An 18,540-nucleotide genomic window follows, 5' to 3' on the forward strand; every position below is an offset into this window, starting at 1 on the left:
ACGAGCTGATGGGCCGCCCGCGCAAGCCGCAGCGGCAGAACAAGAACCCGTTCCACGTGCGCGACGGCGTCCAGGAGCTCAGCACGGCCACCGAGCGCCAGGCCGCCGCCCGGGCGCAGGCCGTCCAGCGTGACGAGGACTACCGCGAGTACGCCCACGTCGTCGTCGACGAGTCGCAGGACGTCTCGCCGCTGCAGTGGCGCATGATCGGGCGCCGCGGCACCTACGCGTCGTGGACGATCGTCGGCGACCCCGCCCAGACCGCCTGGCCGGGCGACACCGAGGAGCTCGACCGGGCGCGCGACAAGGCGCTCGGCTCGCGGAAGCGGCAGACCTACTCGCTGACGACCAACTACCGCAACTCGTCGGAGATCTTCGCGGTCGCGGCCGAGGTGATCCGGACGCTGCTGCCCGATCTGCCGCTGCCGCGCGCGGTCCGCAGCACCGGCGTCGAGCCCGTGGACCAGCGGGTGTCCCGCGAGGAGCTGCCGGAGGCCGTACGCGCCGCTGTCGAGAAGCACCTCGCGGACGTCGACGGCACGATCGGCGTGATCAGCGCCGTGCCCCGGCGCGACGAGGTCGCCGGGTGGGTGGCCGGGCTGCCCGAGCGGGTCCAGGTCGTCACCGCCCTGGAGGCCAAGGGCATGGAGTACGACGCGGTCGTGCTGGTCGAGGGGGCCGAGATCGCCGTGGACGCCAGCGGGGTGCGGACGCTCTATGTCGCGCTGTCCCGCGCCACGCAGCGCCTCACGACGATCGGCACCAGGAGCTATCTCACGGGCGCTTGACCGCGACGGCGGTGTAGTCCGTCTCCGGGGTGGGCGGCGTGGTGAAGCGGGCGTTGGGCAGGTAGAGGCGGTTGCCGTAGGCGGCGACGGTCGACGGGACGTCGAAGGCCGGATCGGTGGTCCGGCTGACGACGGTGCCCCGCGTCGCGCGCTTGTTCAGATCGATCTTGGCGATGACGTTGAGCCGGTTCTGGACCACGTAGAGGGTCGTGCCGCGCAGCAGCAGGCCGTCGCCGTTCGGCACCGACTCGCCGCCGAGGTCGATCTCGGTGGTGACGCCGCCGTACGTGGTCTTGAACAGCTTGCCGGTGTTCGACTGCACGACGATCAGGCCGCGCCCGTCCGGGGTGGGCGTGATGCCGTTGGCGTTGTTGCCGGTGGTGTAGGCGATCTCCCCGCTGAGCGGCACACGCACCGCCGCGGCGGGCAGCTTGCCGTGCCGGCCGAGCGGCAGCTTGAAGAGCACCGGGTTGGTCGAGTCGGTGTACCAGGCGGCGCCCCCGGTCAGCACCACGTCGTTGATGAACGACGGCACGGTCTGCAGGGCGTACGACTTGAGCAGCTTGCCGGTACGCGCGTCGAGCACGCGGGCGTCGCCGCCGCTGCCGCCCGAGACGAAGAGCCGGCCGCGGTCGTCGACCTTGAGGCCGAGGGACGGGGTGCCGGGGCCTTCGGCGAGCACCCGGCCGCGCCCGGTCCGCAGGTCGACGCGGTAGATGTCGCCGTCGGCGCGGGAGCCGAAGTAGGCGTAGGGCTGCGTGCCGATGGCGATGCCCTCGGGCTGGAAGCCGTCGGGCAGTTCCAGCACCGTGGGCTTGGTGGTGGGCGACGCCGCGGATGCTGACGGTGCGGCAGCCGTGACAGCGAGTGCAGTCAGGGCAACAATCGCGAGAGTGCGTCTGGACAAGGGTGGATCCCTCCAGGCGGAGTCGGGTTGTCGACCAGTGCATACCCCGCCACCCGCCGACCGGTTCAGATTGCACATATAGCAATGTGAACATATATTTGCCGGGCGGCCGGACGAGGCGAAAGGTGACAGCACATGGGAGCGGGCCACGACCACGGAGGTCAGGCACTGCGCGCCGGGGCGAAGCATCGCGCCCGGCTGTGGTGGGCTGCCGGGCTGCTGGCCGCGTTCATGGTGGTGGAGGCGGTCGCCGCGTTCGCCACCGGCTCGCTGGCGCTGCTGTCGGACGCCGGGCACATGTTCACCGACGTGCTGGGCATCGCCATGGCGCTCGCCGCGATCCACGCCGCCGGCCGGGCCGCCACGGACTCCCAGCGGACGTTCGGGCTCTACCGGCTGGAAGTGCTCGCCGCGCTGGCGAACGCCGTCCTGCTGACCGGTGTTGCCGTCTATGTCTTGATCGAGGCGCTGCGCCGCTTCTCGCACCCGCCCGAGGTGCCGGCCGGCTGGATGCTCGTCGTCGCGGTCGGCGGCCTCGTGATCAATGTGATCGCGTTCGCGCTGCTGCGGGAGGGCGCCGGGGAGAGCATCAATGTCCGCGGGGCGTACCTGGAGGTGGTCGGCGATCTGCTCGGGTCGGCGGGCGTGATCGTGGCCGCCGCGGTGATCGCGGTGACCGGCTGGTCCTACGCGGACCCGATCGTCGCCGTGGTGGTCGCCCTGATGATCCTGCCGCGGACCTTCGCGCTGGGGCGGTCGGCCGTACGCATCCTCGTGCAGGCCGCTCCCGAGCACCTCGACATGGCGTCGGTGCGCGACCGGCTCGCCCGGGTTCCCGGGGTCTGCGACGTGCACGACCTGCACGTCTGGACGCTGACCTCGGGCATGGACGTCGCCAGCGCCCACCTCAGCCTGGAGCCCGCCGCCGAGTTGGGCGCGGTGCTGAGCGAGGCCCGGCAGGCGCTGCACGAGGACTTCCACATCGACCACGCCACCCTGCAGGTCGAGCCCGTCGGGGCGGGCAAGAAGGCGTGCGAGGCCGTGGGCTGGTGAAAACGCCGGACTCGTGCCCCGAAGCTCCCTACGCTGAGGGCATGAGTCAGTCGGTCATTCACCAGCCCCGCGTGGTCTGGGACGGCGCGCGGGCGTTCGTCCGGGCGGCCAACGGCCCCGGCTACGAGCCCTTCGCCGGCCAGGTGCTCAAGCGGCTCGGCAGCGAGCTCTACGGCGAGCTGGCCAACACCCGCCAGCGTCTGCAGGTCGCGTCCATCGAGAGCAGCGACGACGACCGCTTCACCACCGACATCGAGGCGAGCCGGTGGCGGGTGCGGCTGGACGAGCTGCTGCGCAACCGCCCCGACCTGATCCCGGCGGTGCAGGAGCTGACGCGTACGGTCTGACTCCTGCCATGATCGGCGGCATGCTGACGCCCACGCCCCTCATGGACCTCGTGACCGGTTTCTGGAGCTTCAAGACGTTCGCCGCCGCCGTGGAGCTGGATCTCTTCACGCGGCTCGCCGGGGGCCGCACCCTCACGGTCGCCGACGCCAAGGCCGAGCTCGGGCTGCCCGAGCGCCCGGCCGACCTGCTCTTCACCGCCTGCGCCTCGCTGGGACTGCTCGAACGCGCCGGCGACGGCTACCGGAACACGCCGCTGGCCGAGGAGTTCCTCGTCCGCGGCCGGCCGTACTACTTCGGCGGCCAGGTCACGTACTGCGACCAGCGCACCTATCTCCCGTGGCATCGCGTCGGCGAGGCACTGCGCACCGATCGGCCCCTGACCTGGGACCCGGCGACGCAGGAGTCGATGTTCACCACGGCGGACCCGCAGCTGCTGGCGACCTTCTGGGAGGCGATGTACTCCACGTCGAGCTTCACGGCGCGGGCGCTCGGCGAGGTCGTGGACCTGAGTACGTACCGGCGGCTGCTGGATGTCGGCGGGGGCTCGGGGGCGTACCCGATCGCGCTGTGCGGGCGTTTCGATCAGCTGGCAGCGACCGTCCTGGATCTCGCCCACGTCTGCGAGATCGCCGCGGGCAAGATCGCGGCGGCCGGGCTGACGGACCGGATCGCCACCGTCGCCGGCGACTTCCTCGCGGACGCCGAGCTGCCCGGCGGGCACGACGTGGTGCTCCTCAGCATGATCCTGCACGACTGGGATGCGGCGCAGAATCAGGAACTGCTGGCCAAGGTGTACGCCGCCCTGCCGCCCGGTGGGCTCGTCATCGTCTCGGAGCTGCTGCTCAACGCCGCGCGGACCGGTCCGGCGCCGGCCGCGCTCATGGGCATGAACATGCTGGTGGAGACGACGGGCGGGCGGAACTACTCGGCCGACGAGTACGCGTCGTGGCTGGCGGCGGCGGGCTTCACGGACGTCCGAACCGTGTCTTTCGACGCGCCCGGGGCGAACGGGGTCGTGCTGGGCACTCGGTGATTTCGGCGATCTCGTACCTGTAGGTGAGAAAAGCCGGAAACTGGGGGCATGGGGAACAAGGGGGTCATGGTCTTCGTGCCGGCACCCCAGCTCACGGTGACCATCGAGCAGCAGCACGACAAGGCCGAGCTGCACGTGCATCCGGGCGGCCAGGGCGTCTGGCAGGCCCGGATGATCACGCTCCTCGGCGCGCAGGTGACCCTCTGCGCGGCCGCGGGCGGCGAGGTCGGGCGGGTGCTGGAGCCGCTGCTCAAGTTTCACGGCGTCACCCTCAAGACCATCAAACGCGATCACGGTACGGGCTGGTACGTCCACGACCGCCGCAGTGGCAAGCGCCAGGAGCTCGCCGAGGACCCGGGTGAGCCGCTGTCCCGGCACGAGATGGACGAGTTGTACAGCCTGGCCCTCGCCGAGGGGCTGCGCGCGGGCATCGCCGTGCTCAGCGGGCCCGCGCATCCGTCGGTCGTGCCCGCGGACATCTACCGCCGGCTCGCCACGGATCTCGGCGCCAACGGCTGCAAGGTGATCATCGACCTGTCCGGCGACCAGCTGACCGCGGCGCTGGAGGCCCGGCCCGCCGTCGTGAAGGTCAGCCACGAGGAGCTGATCCGCGACGGGCTGGTCCGCGACGGCTCCACCGAGGCGCTCACCGAGGCCCTGCACAAGCTGCACGCCGACGGCGCCGAGATGGCGCTGGTGTCGCGGGCCGACGAGGGGGCGCTCGCCCTGATCGAGGACACCGTGTACGAGGTCGACATGCCCCGCATGATCGCCGCCGAGTCGCGCGGGGCGGGTGACTCCATGACCGCGGGCGTGGCCGCCGTGCTGGCGCTGGGTGGAACGCTGTGTGACGCTGTCCGTACGGGCGCTGCCGCCGGCGCCCTCAACGTCACCCGCCACGGACTCGGGACGGGCCGCATCGACGCCGTCCAGGTGCTCACGGAACGGGTGCGGCTGACCCCCGTCGACGCGAAGGTGCCCGCATGACCCCCCGCATCCTGATCACCAACGACGACGGCATCGACGCGCCGGGGATCAGGTGGCTCGCCCGCGCGGTGGCCCGGCAGGGCTTCGACGTGGTGGTCGCGGCCCCGCTCACCGAGGCCAGCGGCACCAGCGCCGCCATGACCGCGGTCGAGCGCAACGGCAAGATCGTGGTGGAGTCGCGCGAGCTGCCGGGGGTCAGGAACGTGCCCGCGTACGCCGTGGCGGCCTCCCCGGCCTTCATCGTGCTGCTCGCTTTGCGGGACGCCTTCGGCCCGGCGCCGGACATCGTCCTGTCCGGCATCAACCGGGGCGCCAACGCCGGCGCGGCCGTGATCCACTCCGGCACGGTCGGCGCCACGATGACCGCGTCGCACGCGGGGCTGCACGGGATGGCCGTCTCGCTGGACGTCCTCTCCCCCGCCAACGGCACGGCGGCCAGCGGCGGGCAGGCCATCGCCGACCTGGACAAGCAGGACGACGAGAAGCGGCACTGGACGAGCGCGGCGGACCTGGCGGTCAAGCTGCTGCCGACCCTCACCCACACCCCCGCGGGTACGATCCTCAACGTCAACGTGCCCGACCTGCACGTCGACGGGATCCGGGGGCTGCGGCGGGCTTCGCTGGCGCGCTTCGGCCAGGTGCAGATGAGCATCGCGGAGGCGGGCGAGGGGTTCGTGCGCACGGCCGTGCAGGCTGCCGACGAGCCGCTCGAGCCGGGCACGGACCTGGCGGCGCTGGCGGAGGGCTTCGCGGTGGTGACGCCGATCCGGGCGCCGGGCGAGGCGACGGACGTGACGTTCAACCTCGAGACGATCGTCGTCCAGACGCCCGCGATCTGAGACGCGGGAGCCCGGCTGCGCCTTGTGCCGGACCGGGCCGCGGATCCGCCGGCCGACCGCACAGTGCCGATCGGCTTCACTCGGGCCGGGCGATGCGTGATCGCGGCGGCCGGGCGCGCGTGGCTGCGGTTGAGCGGGCGATGCTGATCCGGTGGCGCGGGCGAGCTGGGCGCGCGTGGCTTCGGTTGAGCAGCGATGCTGGCCCGGTGGCGTTGAGCAGCGATGCTGGCCCAATGGGCTAATGGCCCGGTGGCGCGGCGGCCCGGCGGGCTGGCGGCGCGGTGGCGCGGCGGCCCGGCGGGCTGGTGGCCCAGCGGCGCGGTGGTCCGGCGGCCCGGTGGCGCGGCTGGCTGATGGCCCGGAGAGCTGGTGGCCCGGCTGGTTGGTGGCCCGGTGGGCCGGGTGTGGCTGCGGCCGAGCCGGGCGGCGCGGTGGGCGCCGCCCGGGTGGCCGATGCGGCCCGCGCGGGCGGGCCGGGTGCCGGAGTTACGAGCCGGCGACCAGTGTGCGGTGCGCCGGGTCGCCGCAGTCGGTGCACGGCTCCGGGGCGCCGAAGAGGCCCAGGAGGCCCGTCACCCACAGCTGGCGGTGGGCGAAGCGGCTGGGCCGGGTGACGACCAGCTTGACCCCGCTCACGCTGGCGAGCTGGAAGGCGGCCACGAGGGCCGAGATGCCCACGGAGTCGATGAAGCTGACCCCGTGCATGTCGAGCTCGATGCGCTCGGGCGTGCCCGCCGCGAGCTGCTCGGCCACGGCGTCCTTGATCTCGTATGCGTTCTCGACGTCGATCTCACCCGCGGGTGAGACCTCGATCACTCCGGGGGACCTGGTCGACGTCGTTATCGACAGCGTCACGCCTTTACCTCCACCCACCCGGGATGTCCCGGGCGTCTTCTCCTTGGTACGAGGGGCGGTGCCTGACTGCGACACCTTCCCTCGCCGGGGGCGGCGTTGACTACCCCCGTCGGGTCCGGTGAACCACCCGGACACTAGTGCTTGAAACTGGCAGGTGGCTGTGTGCCACGTGTGAACCGCGACAAGAGTACCCAGTGACGTCCACCGGTTTAGCCCTCGCGGGCTCGCGGATCCGACGGACACCCGACACCGAGGCGTGCACCACAGCGTCGCGGCCCGGCGAGCCTATGCCCGGACCGGGGCGCATGACGCAAAGCCCCGCCAAACCACCCTCAAGACTCACATCACCCGCCCGTACGGCGGTACCGCCTCCGCGGTAAGGCCCGGCGATCACCGTACGAACCGACGGAGTCACGCCATGATGAGAAGCGGGCGCCGGGGCGGCGTACCACGGGGGAAGTTTGCGATTTTGGGCAGGTGGGCACCCACCTCGCACATGCAGTCGAGCGCCGGTAGCGGCGATCGGAGGGACGAGGACGATGTTCTCTCGGAAGAGCACGGCCGAGCGCACCGCCGCCGAGGCGTGGGACTACCTGTCCGCGGCCATGGCAGCGACCGGGGCGACCGCCAAGGGCGCCGCCGACCGGACCGGCGGCAAGGCGCAGGAGGTGGCCGGCAAGGTCTCCGCGACCGGGCACAAGCTGGCCGGCCAGGCGTCGAAGCGGGGCTACAAGCTCGCCGGGCGGGCCACCAGGCAGAGCAACCGGCTGGCCGGTGTCGCGTCGAAGCGCGGGCAGCAGCTCGCGGACAAGGCGGGCACCCGGGTCAGCGCGGTCACCGACGAGGCCTGGGCGCGCGCCAACCTGGCCGCCAACGCGCTGGCCGGCCGCAAGCCCGGCATCCCGTGGGGCCTGCTCGCGGGCGCCACGCTGGTCGGCGTGGTCATCGGCTGGACCGCCGCCGCGACCGCCCGGGCCGCCGCGGAGCGCCGCGCCGAGAACGAGGAGCTGGAGCTGGCGGAGACGGCCATCGTCGTCACGCCGACGTACGAGAGCTGACGTCACCCGCGATCGTGGCCGCCGGACGGAGCCCTTTGCCGTCCGGCGGCCACGATTCTTTGTGCGCGTACGGGTGACACACGCCACGCGCCGGGTCCGGGTGATGGCCTGTCACCTGCGTGATGGTTCAAGGTCGCCCGGGCGGGGTAGCAGATCCGCTTCGGCGTGCTCTTTCCGCGACCAGCCGACCTCGCCGTCGAGGCGTGGAATCTGTACTGTGGGGCGCGGCTCGGATGGTAGGGCGGGCCACGGTCATGTCGGGTCAAACGAGTAGATAGGTCCGCTGGTGCTCAGTTCGGGAAGTCTCCTGGACAACCGCTACCGGTTGGACGAGAACATCGCCACCGGTGGGATGGGCGACGTGTGGAAGGGCACCGATGTGGTGCTCGGCCGGACGATCGCCGTCAAGGTGCTGCGCACGGCGATGCTCACCGACCCCGAGTTCGCGGCCCGGTTCTACGGCGAGGCCCGGATGATGGCCGCCTTCCGGCACCCCGGCGTCGTCGAGGTCTACGACTACAGCGCGGGCGACGCCGAGGACGAGGACCGCTGCGCCTATCTGGTCATGGCCTACGTGGAGGGCGAGCCGCTCTCCGCCCGCCTCAAGGACCAGGGCCGCCTCGCCGTCGCCGAGACGATGTCGATCGTCGCCCAGGCCGCCGACGCCCTGCACGCCGCCCACGAGAACGGCACCGTCCACCGCGACGTCAAGCCGGGCAACCTCATCGTCAAGCCCAACGGCACGGTGATCCTCGTCGACTTCGGCGTGGCCCGCTCGGCCGCGGTCACCAGCGTGACGGGGCTCAACGCGATCGTCGGCACCGCGCTCTACATGGCGCCCGAGCAGGTGGCCAAGGGCACGGTCAGCCCGGCGACCGACGTCTACGCGCTGGGCGCCGTGGCGTACCACTGCATCGCCGGGGTTCCGCCCTTCGACGGCGACAACGCCCTCCAGGTCGCGCTGCGCCACCTCGAGGACGAGCCGGAGCCGCTGCCCGAGACCCTGGCACCCCCGGCCGTGCGCGAGCTGATCAGCCGCGCCATGGCCAAGAACCCGGCGGACCGCTACCCGAGCGCCGCGGAGTTCGCCGAGGCGGCCCTGGCCGCCGCCGGCACCCTCGACTGGCGCAACCAGTCCGGCACGTCCATGACCCGCACGGCGCTCGTGCGCCCCGCCACGACCGGCACCTCGCTCATGGGCCCGGCCACGGGCTCCCGCCTCGGCGGCGCCGGCGCGAGCAGCTCCCGCCTGGGCCCGCAGTCGCTGCACGGGCAATACCTGGGCGAGGGCTCGATGACGGGCACGGCCCTGACCCGCCCGATGAGTCCGGCCGCGCCCAATCGCACGGCCCCCGCCCAGCGCAACCTGCTCGAGGCGGCGCCGCCCCCGCTGCCGCCCCGGCCCGTCAAGCAGACCAAGGGCCAGCTCGCCGTGCTCATCACGGTGATCGCCCTCTTCCTGCTGGCCGGCGGTCTCGGCGTCGCCATCTACGCCACGTCCGGCGACGCCGGCGAGACCAACAAGCGGAACCCGGGCGCCGTCGTGGTGCCGACCGAGTCGGAGACGACCGAGCAGACCGTCGACCCGACGGAGTCCCCCGAGGAGGAGACCGAGGAGCCGGAGCGGCCGGCCGACGTCCCCACCCGGCCGGAGACCACCAAGCCCAGCCGGTCGTCCTCCCCCACGCCGCCCAAGTCCACCAGCCCGACGCCGGTCGAGACCAAGCCGAGCTCCGCGGCGCCGACGACCACGCCGCCGGACGACACGCCCAGCACCCCGCCGGACGACGAGCCGACGACCGAGCCGACCGAGACCGAGGACACGGACGACACGGGCGCCGGCGGCGGGACCGTCGGCGGCATCTTCGGCTGACGCCCGAGCCCCGGCGGCTCCGGCACGGCGACTTGGGCTCGGCGACCATCACCCCGGGCAGGGCGACGACCACTGCGCCACGGGCACGGCGATGACCATTGCGCCACAGGCACGGCGACGACCACCGCGACCCGGGCACGGCGATGACCACCGCGACCCGGGCACGGCGATGACCACCGCGACCCGGGCACGGCGATGACCACCGCGACCCGGGCATGGCGACGACTTCCGCGCAACGGGCGGGGCGATGGCCATTGCGACCTGGGCACGGCGATCACCATGGGGCCCGGCGGGGACGACCATCGCGGGCACGGCGACGCTGATGGCGCCGATGTAGCGCCAGTCGCAGGTTGCCTCGGGCAGGGGACGGCCGCGGTCCGAAGTCCGCTACTTGACTACTCCCCGTCAGGTACCGATATACGGCCCGTGGTGACTCAGGGTATTGGGTGTGATGGGGGCCACTGCTGCCCGAGCGGGCCGGAGATGTCCTCTCAGGATGCATGGTGACCTGCCGATCCGCGTACGGCGTAGCCCGGACCCGACGAAGCAGGAGATCGGCATGCAGCTCAGCAGGTCACATGTTGCGACTACTCTCGGTGTTCTTCTGGGTTGTGCCCTGACCTCGACGATGGTGGTCCGGACGACACAGGCCGTGTTGAGCGGCACCACGGCGACGCAGCAGAACACGTGGACGACCGGCGGCGCCGCGCTCAGCAACGACGGCGCCGTGTCGGCGAGCGCGGTCTTCAGCCAGGCGAACGACAACCTGCTGCTCGGCGGCCAGACCGTCACCAAGTGCATCGCCGTCAAGTACACGGGCAACTCCCCCGCGCAGGTCAAGCTCTACGCGACCGGTGTCTCGGGCGCCCTCGCGAGCTATCTCGACCTCAAGATCGAGAGCGGCACGGGTACGGCCAACGACTGCACCAACTTCTCCTCGGCCTCCACGCTGTTCAGCGGCGGGACCGTGGCGTCCTTCGGGTCCGCGAGCAACTCGTTCGGCAACGGGCTGGGCACCTGGAACGCGACGCTCAACCAGACCGTCACGTACAAGTTCAGCGTCACCGTCCAGAACGTCGCCGCCGCGCAGAACGGCAACGCCGCCGCGGTCTTCAACTGGGAGGCCCAGGCGTCGTGACATGGCCGGGGGTCCTCGGCCGGGCGCTCGTCGTCATGGCCGTCACCACAGTGCTGAGCCTCACCGCGTGGACGGTGCTGCCGCTGGCGTGGGGCTGGCAGGCGTACACCGTCACCTCAGGCTCGATGGCGCCCCTGATCCAGCCGGGCGACGTCGTGGTGGCGTCCCCCGAGATCGACCCCGGCACCCTGGTCGGGTCCGTCGTCGTCATCGCGCCGGCCGCCGCCGGGCACCAGCCGGTCACGCATCGCGTGGTCGAGCGGCTGCCCGACGGCCGCTTCCGCACGCGCGGCGACGCCAACCCGCAGGCCGACTCGCGCCTGGTCACGGCCGAGGAACTGATCGGCGCCGGGCGCGTGGTGGTCCCGCTCGCCGGCCTGGTACGCCTCCACGCCGGCCGCATCCTCCCGGTCGCCGCCGGCCTGGCGCTGATCGCGTTCTTCCTGCTCCGCCGGCGCAAGCCGACCGCCCACGATCCGGGCCGGCCGACCCGCGAGGACCACAGCCCACCGGCGGACGGACACCACAGCACCCCCGCCGGCGAGAACCACAGCGCACCCGCCGGCGGAGACCGCAGCGGGCCGTCCAGTGATGCGGGCACTCCTGCGGGCGCCGGCGCCGGGAAGGAGTCAGTCGTCGTGGCGCCGCAGGTCGTGCGATCCGCCGCACGTCGAGCGACCATGCGGTGGACGGCACCGCGGCGGACCCCGGCGGCACCGCGGCGGATGGCGCCGCGGTGGACCCCGGCGGCACCGCGGTGGACGGCGCCGCGGCGGACCCCGGCGGCGCCAGGGCGGACCCCGGCGGCGCCAGGGCGGACCCCGGCGGCGCCGCGGCGGGTGGCCGGGCCCGGGAGGTGGGCGATGGTCGTCACGGCCGTCGTGCTGCTGGCGGTCGGGTCGGCGCTGCGCGACACCGCGGCCGCCTTCACGGCGAAGAGCCCGACCCAGGCCAACACCTGGAAGTCGAGCTACTTCTACACGGCGGCGATCAAGAAGAGTTCACCCGTCTCCTACTGGCGCATGGGCGGCACGAGCACCACGGCCGTCGCCGACGAGATGGGCAGGAACTCGCTCGCGCTCTTCAACACCCCGGCCGTCGGGGCGGCCGGGGCGCTCACGGTCGACCCGGACAAGGCGACGACGTTCAAGAACGGGACAGGACCCTCGTACGGGTCGATCACCAACGCCGCGTACGCCATCAGCGGCCCGGTGAGCGTCGCGGCCTGGACCAACGCGAAGGCCAGCACGAACTGGCGGCTGGTGTTCAAGGGCGAGGCGCAGACCGGCCGGCTCAACTATCTGCTGTCGTGGAGCAGCGACAAGGGCGGCGCGGACATGCGCTTCCTCGTGGACGCCGGCGGCACCCGCTACGAGACCCGCGGCGCCTGGCCCACCGACCTGGGCTGGCACTTCGTGGTGGGCGTGTACGACGGGTCGTTCATCAGGCTCTACATCGACGGCGTGGAGGCGGGGAAGCTGGCCGCCACGGGCACGCTCGCCGCCCTGCCGGCCACGCCGCTGCAGGTCTCGGAGAACAACGCCTCCACGGGCCTGTCGGGCTCGGTCGACGAGGTCGCCGTCTGGGACAGTGCGCTGAGCGCCGCCCAGATCGCCCAGTTCTACGCGCTGGCGAAGCAGTAGCAGTAGCAGCCGCGGGAACCGGCGGGCGAGCGGTCCAGCACCGGCGAGCGAGCGGTCCGCCGGGGACGGGCGAGCGGTCCGGCACCGAGCGGTCCGCCGACGCGGTCCGCCGACAAGCTCCGGCGGCGAGCGGTCCGGCGACGAGCGCAGACCTCCGAGCGAGCGCCCGGCGCCCGCCGTGAGCTCCGGCGGCCCCTCACCAGGGTGGTCGGTCAGCGCCGGATCAGGGGCGGTTCCAGATTGGCTCAAGCCGATGGAGGGCCGCTCAGGAAGGCCCGGGCAAGGCCGATGCGGGGGGCTGGCCGGAGTTGCACCCGAGCCGCTACCGGAAAGGGTCTCCCCGCATGACGACGCAGACTTCACATCACTCCGGGGGCGCGGAGTACCCGCAGTTCGCCGCGGGGCACGCGCAGTATCCCCCGGCAACCTGGCAGCAGCAGGCGCCCGCCGCGCACCAGTACGAGGAGCAGTACCCACCGCAGCAGTACTACGGCGGTACCCAGGACCAGCAGCAGTACTACGGCGGCGGCCAGGACCAGCAGCACTACTACGGCGCGCAGGAGCAGCAGCCCGGCCATCAGTACCACGGCGGCCAGGAGCAGCAGAACTACGGCGGCGGGCAGGAACAGCAGCTGTACGGCTACGAGCCGCAGCAGGCGCCCTATCCGCAGCAGCCGAGCATGTACCCGACCGCCCCGCCCTGGGCGAGCGAACCCTCCGCGCCGGCCGCGCACCACGCGCCCGCCCCGGCGACCCACCAGCCGCCCGCGCCGGAGCCGCCGCAGGTCCCGCAGGTCGGCGGGCTGCTGGTCCCCTATCCCGAGGAGATCCGCACCGCCGCCCGGGCCGAGGCGCCGGCGCTCTGGCCCGTCGCCGTCTTCACCTTCTTCTTCGGCGTGTTCGGCGCGATCTCAGCCGGCCGCCGGGCGGACCGCGCACGCCGCGGTGGCAACCGGTCGACGCCCTACTGGATCGCCTTCGCGGTCACGCTGGCCGGCGCCTGGTTCGTCTGGGGCGTCATCGCCCTGACCGTCGTGGCCCCGGCCGTGAACCGCGCCGTCGAGTCGCACAAGGTCTCGGTGCTGGAACACAACGTGATCAGCGACGGTCAGCTGGCGAAGGCCAACATCACGGCCACGGCGGCCGACTGCCAGGCCGCCGGCGAGGAGAACGCCGACGGCACCCGCGACTACCTGTGCCAGCTGACCCTGGCGAACGGCGAGAAGGGCCAGCTCACGATCACCGCCAACCCCGACGCCACATGGACGCCGCAGCAGACCGGATGAGCCGTAGCGGGTGACCACTCACGCACGTCGCCCGGTGCGGCTCGGCGATCTGGACGCGTCAGCGGCCAGCCGAGCCGCACCGGGCCCTCGGCGTGAGCGGCGGTCCGTACGCCCCACCCAGCTACGACATCCGCATTTGATCTTTAAAAGACCGGGACCCCCGCACGCACCAGGCGCCAGTTCGGGGTGAAGAAATCGGCCGGATTGATCTCCCCCTGCGCCTGCGCCCAGTCGATGAGCAGCTGCCGGATCTCCTGCTGCGCGTTGTAGACCTGCGTCTTCACGATCCCGGGGAACGCGCCGCCGCCGCTGCGCCGGTAGTTGTTGACCGCGACGACGAACTGCGCGTCATCGGCCACCGGCGCGCCGGCGATCTCCAGGCGGGTGATGCGCGAGCCGACCGGCTTGCTGATGTCGATGTCGTAGTCGACGCCCGAGAACACGTCGTAGTTGTAGTCGGGCACGGTCGGGTCGCTGATCGTCGCCGGGTCCGGGGTCGCGCCGACCGGGAGCGTCACGAAGTACTTCGCCGAGTACTCCAGGTACGCCCGCACCTCCGCGCCGGTCAGCACGACGGCCTCGAGCGTGTTGTCGTAGATGTACAGGCCGGCGACATCCTTGATCTTGACGTCGCCCTTCGGGAACACCGCGGTCCGGCTGAACGGTGCCGCGATCGACAGCACGGGCAGGGCGGCGTACTGGCCGCCGGCCAGCGCCGCGGTCACCGTGTCGGTCTGGACCTTGTTGATGTAGTCCAGGATCGGCGTGTCCTTGTAGCGCGACTCCGCGGCGGACAGCTCCTCGGTCGACGTGGCGACGACCTGGTTGATGTACGCCACCGTCTTCGCGTGCTGCGCCTTGACCGCGGCGAGCACCTGCGGGTCCTCGGTCACGGTGTTGGTGTTCAGCGTCGCCGACTTCTTGCCGGTGATCGTCCAGCTGTTGCGGTCGCGGACGAGCGTGAAGTCCATCCGCGTCAGCCGCTGGCCCCACTTCGACGGCTCGGAGAGCAGCACCTGGGCGCCGGTCTTCTTGTTGGTGACGAAGCGCTGCGCCACCTCGTTGTGCGCGTGCCCGAAAAGGATCGCGTCGATGCCGGGCACCTCCTCGGCGATCAGCGCGCTCGGGTTCTCGTTGGGCACCTCGGGTCCGTAGCTGCTCACGCCGCTGTCGCCGCCGTGCGCCGAGATGAGGACCAGGTCGGCGCCGCGCGCCCGCATGATCGGCACCCACTTCGCGGCGGTCGTCACCATGTCCGCGAAGGTCAGCTTGCCCTCGACGTTGCCCTTGTCCCAGATGGCCACGCCCGGGTTCGTGAGCCCCAGGATCCCGACCCGCAGCGTCGGCGCGCCCTTGCCGAGCGAGACCTTCTTGATCACGTACGGCGTGAAGGCCGGCCGGCCCGTCTTCGCGCTCAGCGCGTTCGCGGCGAGGGCCGGGAAGCCGAGCTGGCGGATCCACAGGTTCAGCAGCGGCAGCCCGTAGTTGAACTCGTGGTTGCCCAGCGTGATGGCGTCGTAGTCGAGCACGTTCATCGCCCGCGCCATCGGGTGCTTCTCACCGGTCGTGGTGATCGGCTCCTGCTTGGCATAGTAGGTGGCGAGCGGCGTCCCCTGGATCGTGTCGCCGGCGTCCAGCACCAGCGTCGCCTTGCCCTTGCGCTCGGCCCGGATCTGCTTGACCAGCGCCGCCAGCTTCGCCACGCCGACATCGTTGTGCGCGCTGTCGTCGAACTCCAGGTCCTTGTAGTAGTCCCAGTTGTAGACGTTGCCGTGCGTGTCCGAGGTGCCCAGAACCGTCAAGTCGTACGTGCGCTCTTTCGTGCCGCCGTGCGCCTGCGCCGCGCCGGAGAAGAGCACGGGCACGGCAGCGCCGGCGGCGGCAGCGGCGATCACGCCGCGCCGCGAGACACCTGAGGGAGTGGTCATGGTGGAGCCTTTCGACGGTAGGTAACCCCCAGGCACGATAGCTGCACATGTATCTATGCAGAAGTTGTGCGGCGTGAACGAAACACGGCCGACTCGGAACGCACAGGCGGCATCGGATAATCTCGCCGCCATGTCTGCGCAGCCCGATCTGCCGCTGCGTCCGATGACGCTCGGTGAGGTGCTGGACGCCGCGATGACGTTGTTGCGGGCCCGGGCGGTGCCGTTGCTGGTGCTTGCCGGGGTGCTGGCGGGGGTCGAGCAGGCGGTGCTGCATCCGCTGCGGGAGTCGGTGGGGGCGACGGCACCCTGGTACGGTCCGGCGCGCGGGCAGTTCGGGGCCTGGTGGGTCGTGTTCTCGGCCGGGTTCGGGGCCGAGGCGTTCATCATCTGTGTCGTCGGGGCGCTGGCGGCGGCTGCCGCGGGGCCGGCGCTGCTCGGGCGTGAGGTGCCGGCGCGCGAGTTGTGGCGGCGGATGCGGCCGGTAGCGACGCTGGCCGCGGCGGTCGTGCTGGGCGCCGTGTGCGCGGTCGCGGCGTTCTGCGGGCTGGTGCCGTGGGTCTTCGCGGCCGGGCTGCTGGGGCTGGTGAGCGGCGTCATCGTGATCGACCGCGCGGGTCCGAACTTCGTGCGGGCCGTGCGCCTGGCGGGTCGCGACCAGCTGCGCGGGATGTGGACGCGGATGATCGCGTACGGGCTGTGGGCCGCCGTCCGCCTGGTGCTCGGCGCCGGCTGGGTGACCGCCCTCGACGCGGTCACGGGGAGCCGGCCGGACTGGGTGCCGTGGCTGGCGCCGGTGGCGTGGTGGTTCGCCGACACCGTCGCGTACGCGGCCCTGGGCTGCGTCGACGCCGTGCTGCTGCTGGAGACGCGGATCCGGACCGAGGGGCTGGACATCGCGATCGGCCGCGCGCGCAGCCGGGGCGAGGACGAGGCGACCGCGCTGGTGTGGGCGCCGTGACCCGGGCGTGGGACGAGTTCGCGGCGAGGGTCTTCGATCGCGTCGCGCCGGGGGTCGCCCTGCTGCTCCTGCTCGCCGGGGCGGGCCTGGTCGCGGCGCTCTGGTACTGGTATCCGGCCTGGGTGCCGCGCCGGTGGCCGCGCATCAGGCTTCCCCGGCGGGTGGCACGCCGGGCCAGGCGGAGAAAAGCCGACAAGAAGGCGCCCGCTCGACAGCCGTCGGACAACCCGGCGTTCGAGCCGAGCGTCGTGCTGCCCGACGGCAGGCTGCTCGCCGACCGCCTGGCCGCCGAGGGCCGCTATGCGGAGGCGATCCGGCAGCGGCTGCGCGACGTCGTCGGTGACCTCACCGTCGCGGGAGTGATCGCGCCCCTGCCCGGCACCACCGTCGCCGAGGTCGCGACGACGGCCGCCGCGCAGCGCCCGGCCGTGGCGGCGCCGCTCGGCGACGCGACCGAGGTCTTCTCCGAGATCTGGTACGGCGACCGGCGCGCCTCCCGCGAGCACGACGACCGCATGCGCACGCTCACCGGCGAGGTCCGCCGCCGGATGACGGGAGACACCCCGTGAAGCGCCGGTACCGCGCCCTCATCCCGTTCGCGCTGGTCGCCGCGCTGGTGACGACCACGGTCGTGGCGCACGTCGTGCAGCAGCCCGATCCCACGGACGCCTCGTTCCTCTCCCCCACCAGCGACGCGGGGGACGGCGCGCGCCGCCTCGCCGACGGGCTCACCCGGCTCGGCGTGTCCGTGGACGTGCGGACCAGTAGCCGGGACGCGTACGAGGCGGTCGGCCGCGAGCCGGCGACGGTCTTCGTCACCACGCCGGGCCTGGTCGATCCGGAGAACCTGCGCGAGCTGACCCAGCTGCCCTCCCGGGTACGCGTCGTCCTGGTCGCCCCGGACGAGGATCAGCTGGAGGACGCCGGGCTGACCGTCGCGGTCGAGGGTCCGCGCTGGACGGCCGCCGCGCCCGCCCCGGGCTGTGCCGCCGGCTTCGCCCAGGCCGGTCCCGCCGCGGCCGCCCGGCTCCGCTACGACGCCGCCGCCTACTCGCCGGTGAGCTGCTACGCCGGCGGCGTGGTCGAGATCAAGGGACTGACGCTGGTCGGGGCGGCGGACCCGTTCCGCAACGACCGCGCCGGCGAGCACGGCAACGCCAAGCTGGCCCTGGCCCTGCTGGCCCGCGCCGACCGGCTGATCTGGCTCGACCTGCACGAGCGGGAGCAGCCCGAGCCGCCCCCGGCCACGCCCGACGAGGACGAGCCGGAGCCGCAGGAGACGATCCCGGACGACGAACCGGTCGGCGCGGACCCGTGGGAGGACGACGGCCGGCAGGCGCCCGGCGGGCCCGGGCAGCAGCCGGTGCCGGAGGCCGGGGGCGAGGAGAGGACGCCGAACCCGCTGGCGGACGGCTTCCCGCCCGCGCTGTGGGCGACGCTGGCCCTGCTGGCCCTGGCCGCGATCGCGCTGGCCGCCGCGTCGGCCCGGCGGCTGGGCGCCCCGGTGGCGGAGCCGCTGCCGGCGCAGGTTCGCGCCGCGGAGACCGTACGCGGGCTGGGTGGCCTCTATCGCCGGGCGCGGGCACGGTCGACGTCGCTCGGCACGGTGCAGGCCGCCGCGCGTACCCGGCTGATCCGGCATTTCGGTCTGCCGGCGGACACGTCCGTGGACGTGCTCGCGGCCCGGGTCGCCGCGGTGACCGGGCGGCCGGAGGACGAGGCGCGGCACGTGCTCGGCGGCAGCACGGAGGACAGTGACGAGGAGCTGGTCCGCGCGGCGACCGAGGTGCAGGACCTGGTCCGCGCGGCGACCGGTGCACAGACACGGCAAGTGAGGGGAATGTGA

At 72.6% G+C, this 18,540-nt stretch carries 17 protein-coding genes; 14 read left to right on the forward strand and 3 right to left on the reverse strand.

What is annotated here, in order from left to right:
- Nucleotides 1-788 (forward strand): ATP-binding domain-containing protein (locus RBH18_RS28275; RefSeq protein ID WP_306213125.1); only part of this gene is annotated, 788 nt, incomplete at its 5' end.
- Here the strand turns inward: RBH18_RS28275 and RBH18_RS28280 are convergent.
- Nucleotides 775-1,695: an NHL repeat-containing protein gene (locus RBH18_RS28280; protein ID WP_306213127.1), complete on the reverse strand. Its 921-nt coding sequence runs from the start codon at nt 1,693-1,695 to the stop codon at nt 775-777. The two genes, RBH18_RS28275 and RBH18_RS28280, sit on opposite strands and share 14 nt — an antisense overlap.
- A 135-nt stretch (nt 1,696-1,830) precedes the next feature.
- On the opposite strand from RBH18_RS28280, the gene RBH18_RS28285 reads away from it, so the two are divergent.
- Genes RBH18_RS28285 through surE form a run of 5 tightly spaced genes read left to right on the forward strand, consistent with a single transcriptional unit; the run spans nt 1,831 to nt 5,955 of the window.
- Nucleotides 1,831-2,748 (forward strand): cation diffusion facilitator family transporter, encoded by a 918-nt coding sequence (locus tag RBH18_RS28285; protein ID WP_306213129.1) that lies wholly within the window; start codon nt 1,831-1,833, stop codon nt 2,746-2,748.
- A gap of 41 nt (nt 2,749-2,789) precedes the next feature.
- Nucleotides 2,790-3,095 carry a hypothetical protein gene (locus RBH18_RS28290; protein ID WP_306213131.1) on the forward strand — a complete coding sequence of 102 codons (306 nt, stop codon included), beginning with the start codon at nt 2,790-2,792 and terminating at the stop codon, nt 3,093-3,095.
- Between the two features lie 20 nt (nt 3,096-3,115).
- Nucleotides 3,116-4,129, forward strand: a complete 1,014-nt coding sequence (locus RBH18_RS28295; protein WP_306213133.1) for a methyltransferase — start codon at nt 3,116-3,118, stop codon at nt 4,127-4,129.
- A 48-nt stretch (nt 4,130-4,177) separates the two neighbouring features.
- Complete coding sequence (locus tag RBH18_RS28300) at nt 4,178-5,116, forward strand: 1-phosphofructokinase family hexose kinase (RefSeq protein WP_306213136.1); 939 nt, start codon at nt 4,178-4,180, stop codon at nt 5,114-5,116.
- The gene (surE, locus tag RBH18_RS28305) at nt 5,113-5,955 is read left to right on the forward strand and encodes a 5'/3'-nucleotidase SurE (RefSeq protein WP_306213137.1); all 843 of its coding nucleotides are present in this window, start codon (nt 5,113-5,115) and stop codon (nt 5,953-5,955) included. The genes RBH18_RS28300 and surE overlap by 4 nt, the downstream gene beginning before the upstream one ends.
- A gap of 486 nt (nt 5,956-6,441) precedes the next feature.
- Here the strand turns inward: surE and RBH18_RS28310 are convergent, their stop codons facing one another.
- Entirely contained in the window at nt 6,442-6,810 is a 369-nt protein-coding gene (locus RBH18_RS28310; RefSeq protein ID WP_306213139.1) for an STAS domain-containing protein, read from the reverse strand.
- 539 nt (nt 6,811-7,349) lie between these two features.
- On the opposite strand from RBH18_RS28310, the gene RBH18_RS28315 reads away from it, so the two are divergent.
- The 5 genes from RBH18_RS28315 to RBH18_RS28335 all read left to right on the forward strand — a co-directional run bounded on the left by RBH18_RS28315 (nt 7,350) and on the right by RBH18_RS28335 (nt 13,808).
- The gene (locus RBH18_RS28315) at nt 7,350-7,868 is read left to right on the forward strand and encodes a hypothetical protein (protein ID WP_306213141.1); all 519 of its coding nucleotides are present in this window, start codon (nt 7,350-7,352) and stop codon (nt 7,866-7,868) included.
- Nucleotides 7,869-8,154: 286 nt separating this feature from the next.
- On the forward strand, nt 8,155-9,741 hold the full coding sequence (locus RBH18_RS28320; RefSeq protein WP_306213143.1) for a serine/threonine-protein kinase: 1,587 nt from the start codon (nt 8,155-8,157) through the stop codon (nt 9,739-9,741).
- Between the two features lie 496 nt (nt 9,742-10,237).
- Nucleotides 10,238-10,879, forward strand: a complete 642-nt coding sequence (locus tag RBH18_RS28325; RefSeq protein WP_306213145.1) for a hypothetical protein — start codon at nt 10,238-10,240, stop codon at nt 10,877-10,879.
- Nucleotides 10,876-12,522, forward strand: a complete 1,647-nt coding sequence (locus RBH18_RS28330) for a signal peptidase I (protein ID WP_306213147.1) — start codon at nt 10,876-10,878, stop codon at nt 12,520-12,522. Before RBH18_RS28325 ends, RBH18_RS28330 begins: the two co-directional genes overlap by 4 nt.
- A 344-nt stretch (nt 12,523-12,866) precedes the next feature.
- Nucleotides 12,867-13,808 carry a hypothetical protein gene (locus tag RBH18_RS28335; RefSeq protein WP_306213149.1) on the forward strand — a complete coding sequence of 314 codons (942 nt, stop codon included), beginning with the start codon at nt 12,867-12,869 and terminating at the stop codon, nt 13,806-13,808.
- A gap of 143 nt (nt 13,809-13,951) precedes the next feature.
- Here RBH18_RS28335 and RBH18_RS28340 read toward each other — a convergent pair whose 3' ends face one another.
- Nucleotides 13,952-15,736, reverse strand: a complete 1,785-nt coding sequence (locus tag RBH18_RS28340; protein ID WP_306213150.1) for a bifunctional metallophosphatase/5'-nucleotidase — start codon at nt 15,734-15,736, stop codon at nt 13,952-13,954.
- Between the two features lie 130 nt (nt 15,737-15,866).
- Between RBH18_RS28340 and RBH18_RS28345 the strand changes: the two genes are divergently transcribed.
- Genes RBH18_RS28345 through RBH18_RS28355 form a run of 3 tightly spaced genes read left to right on the forward strand, consistent with a single transcriptional unit; the run spans nt 15,867 to nt 18,540 of the window.
- Complete coding sequence (locus RBH18_RS28345; RefSeq protein ID WP_306213152.1) at nt 15,867-16,694, forward strand: hypothetical protein; 828 nt, start codon at nt 15,867-15,869, stop codon at nt 16,692-16,694.
- Nucleotides 16,691-17,263: a DUF4129 domain-containing protein gene (locus RBH18_RS28350; protein WP_306213153.1), complete on the forward strand. Its 573-nt coding sequence runs from the start codon at nt 16,691-16,693 to the stop codon at nt 17,261-17,263. The genes RBH18_RS28345 and RBH18_RS28350 overlap by 4 nt, the downstream gene beginning before the upstream one ends.
- Nucleotides 17,260-18,540: a DUF4350 domain-containing protein gene (locus RBH18_RS28355; protein WP_306213155.1), complete on the forward strand. Its 1,281-nt coding sequence runs from the start codon at nt 17,260-17,262 to the stop codon at nt 18,538-18,540. The genes RBH18_RS28350 and RBH18_RS28355 overlap by 4 nt, the downstream gene beginning before the upstream one ends.

Origin of the sequence: Actinoplanes oryzae (assembly GCF_030757795.1) — a bacterium.
Classification (GTDB): domain Bacteria; phylum Actinomycetota; class Actinomycetes; order Mycobacteriales; family Micromonosporaceae; genus Actinoplanes.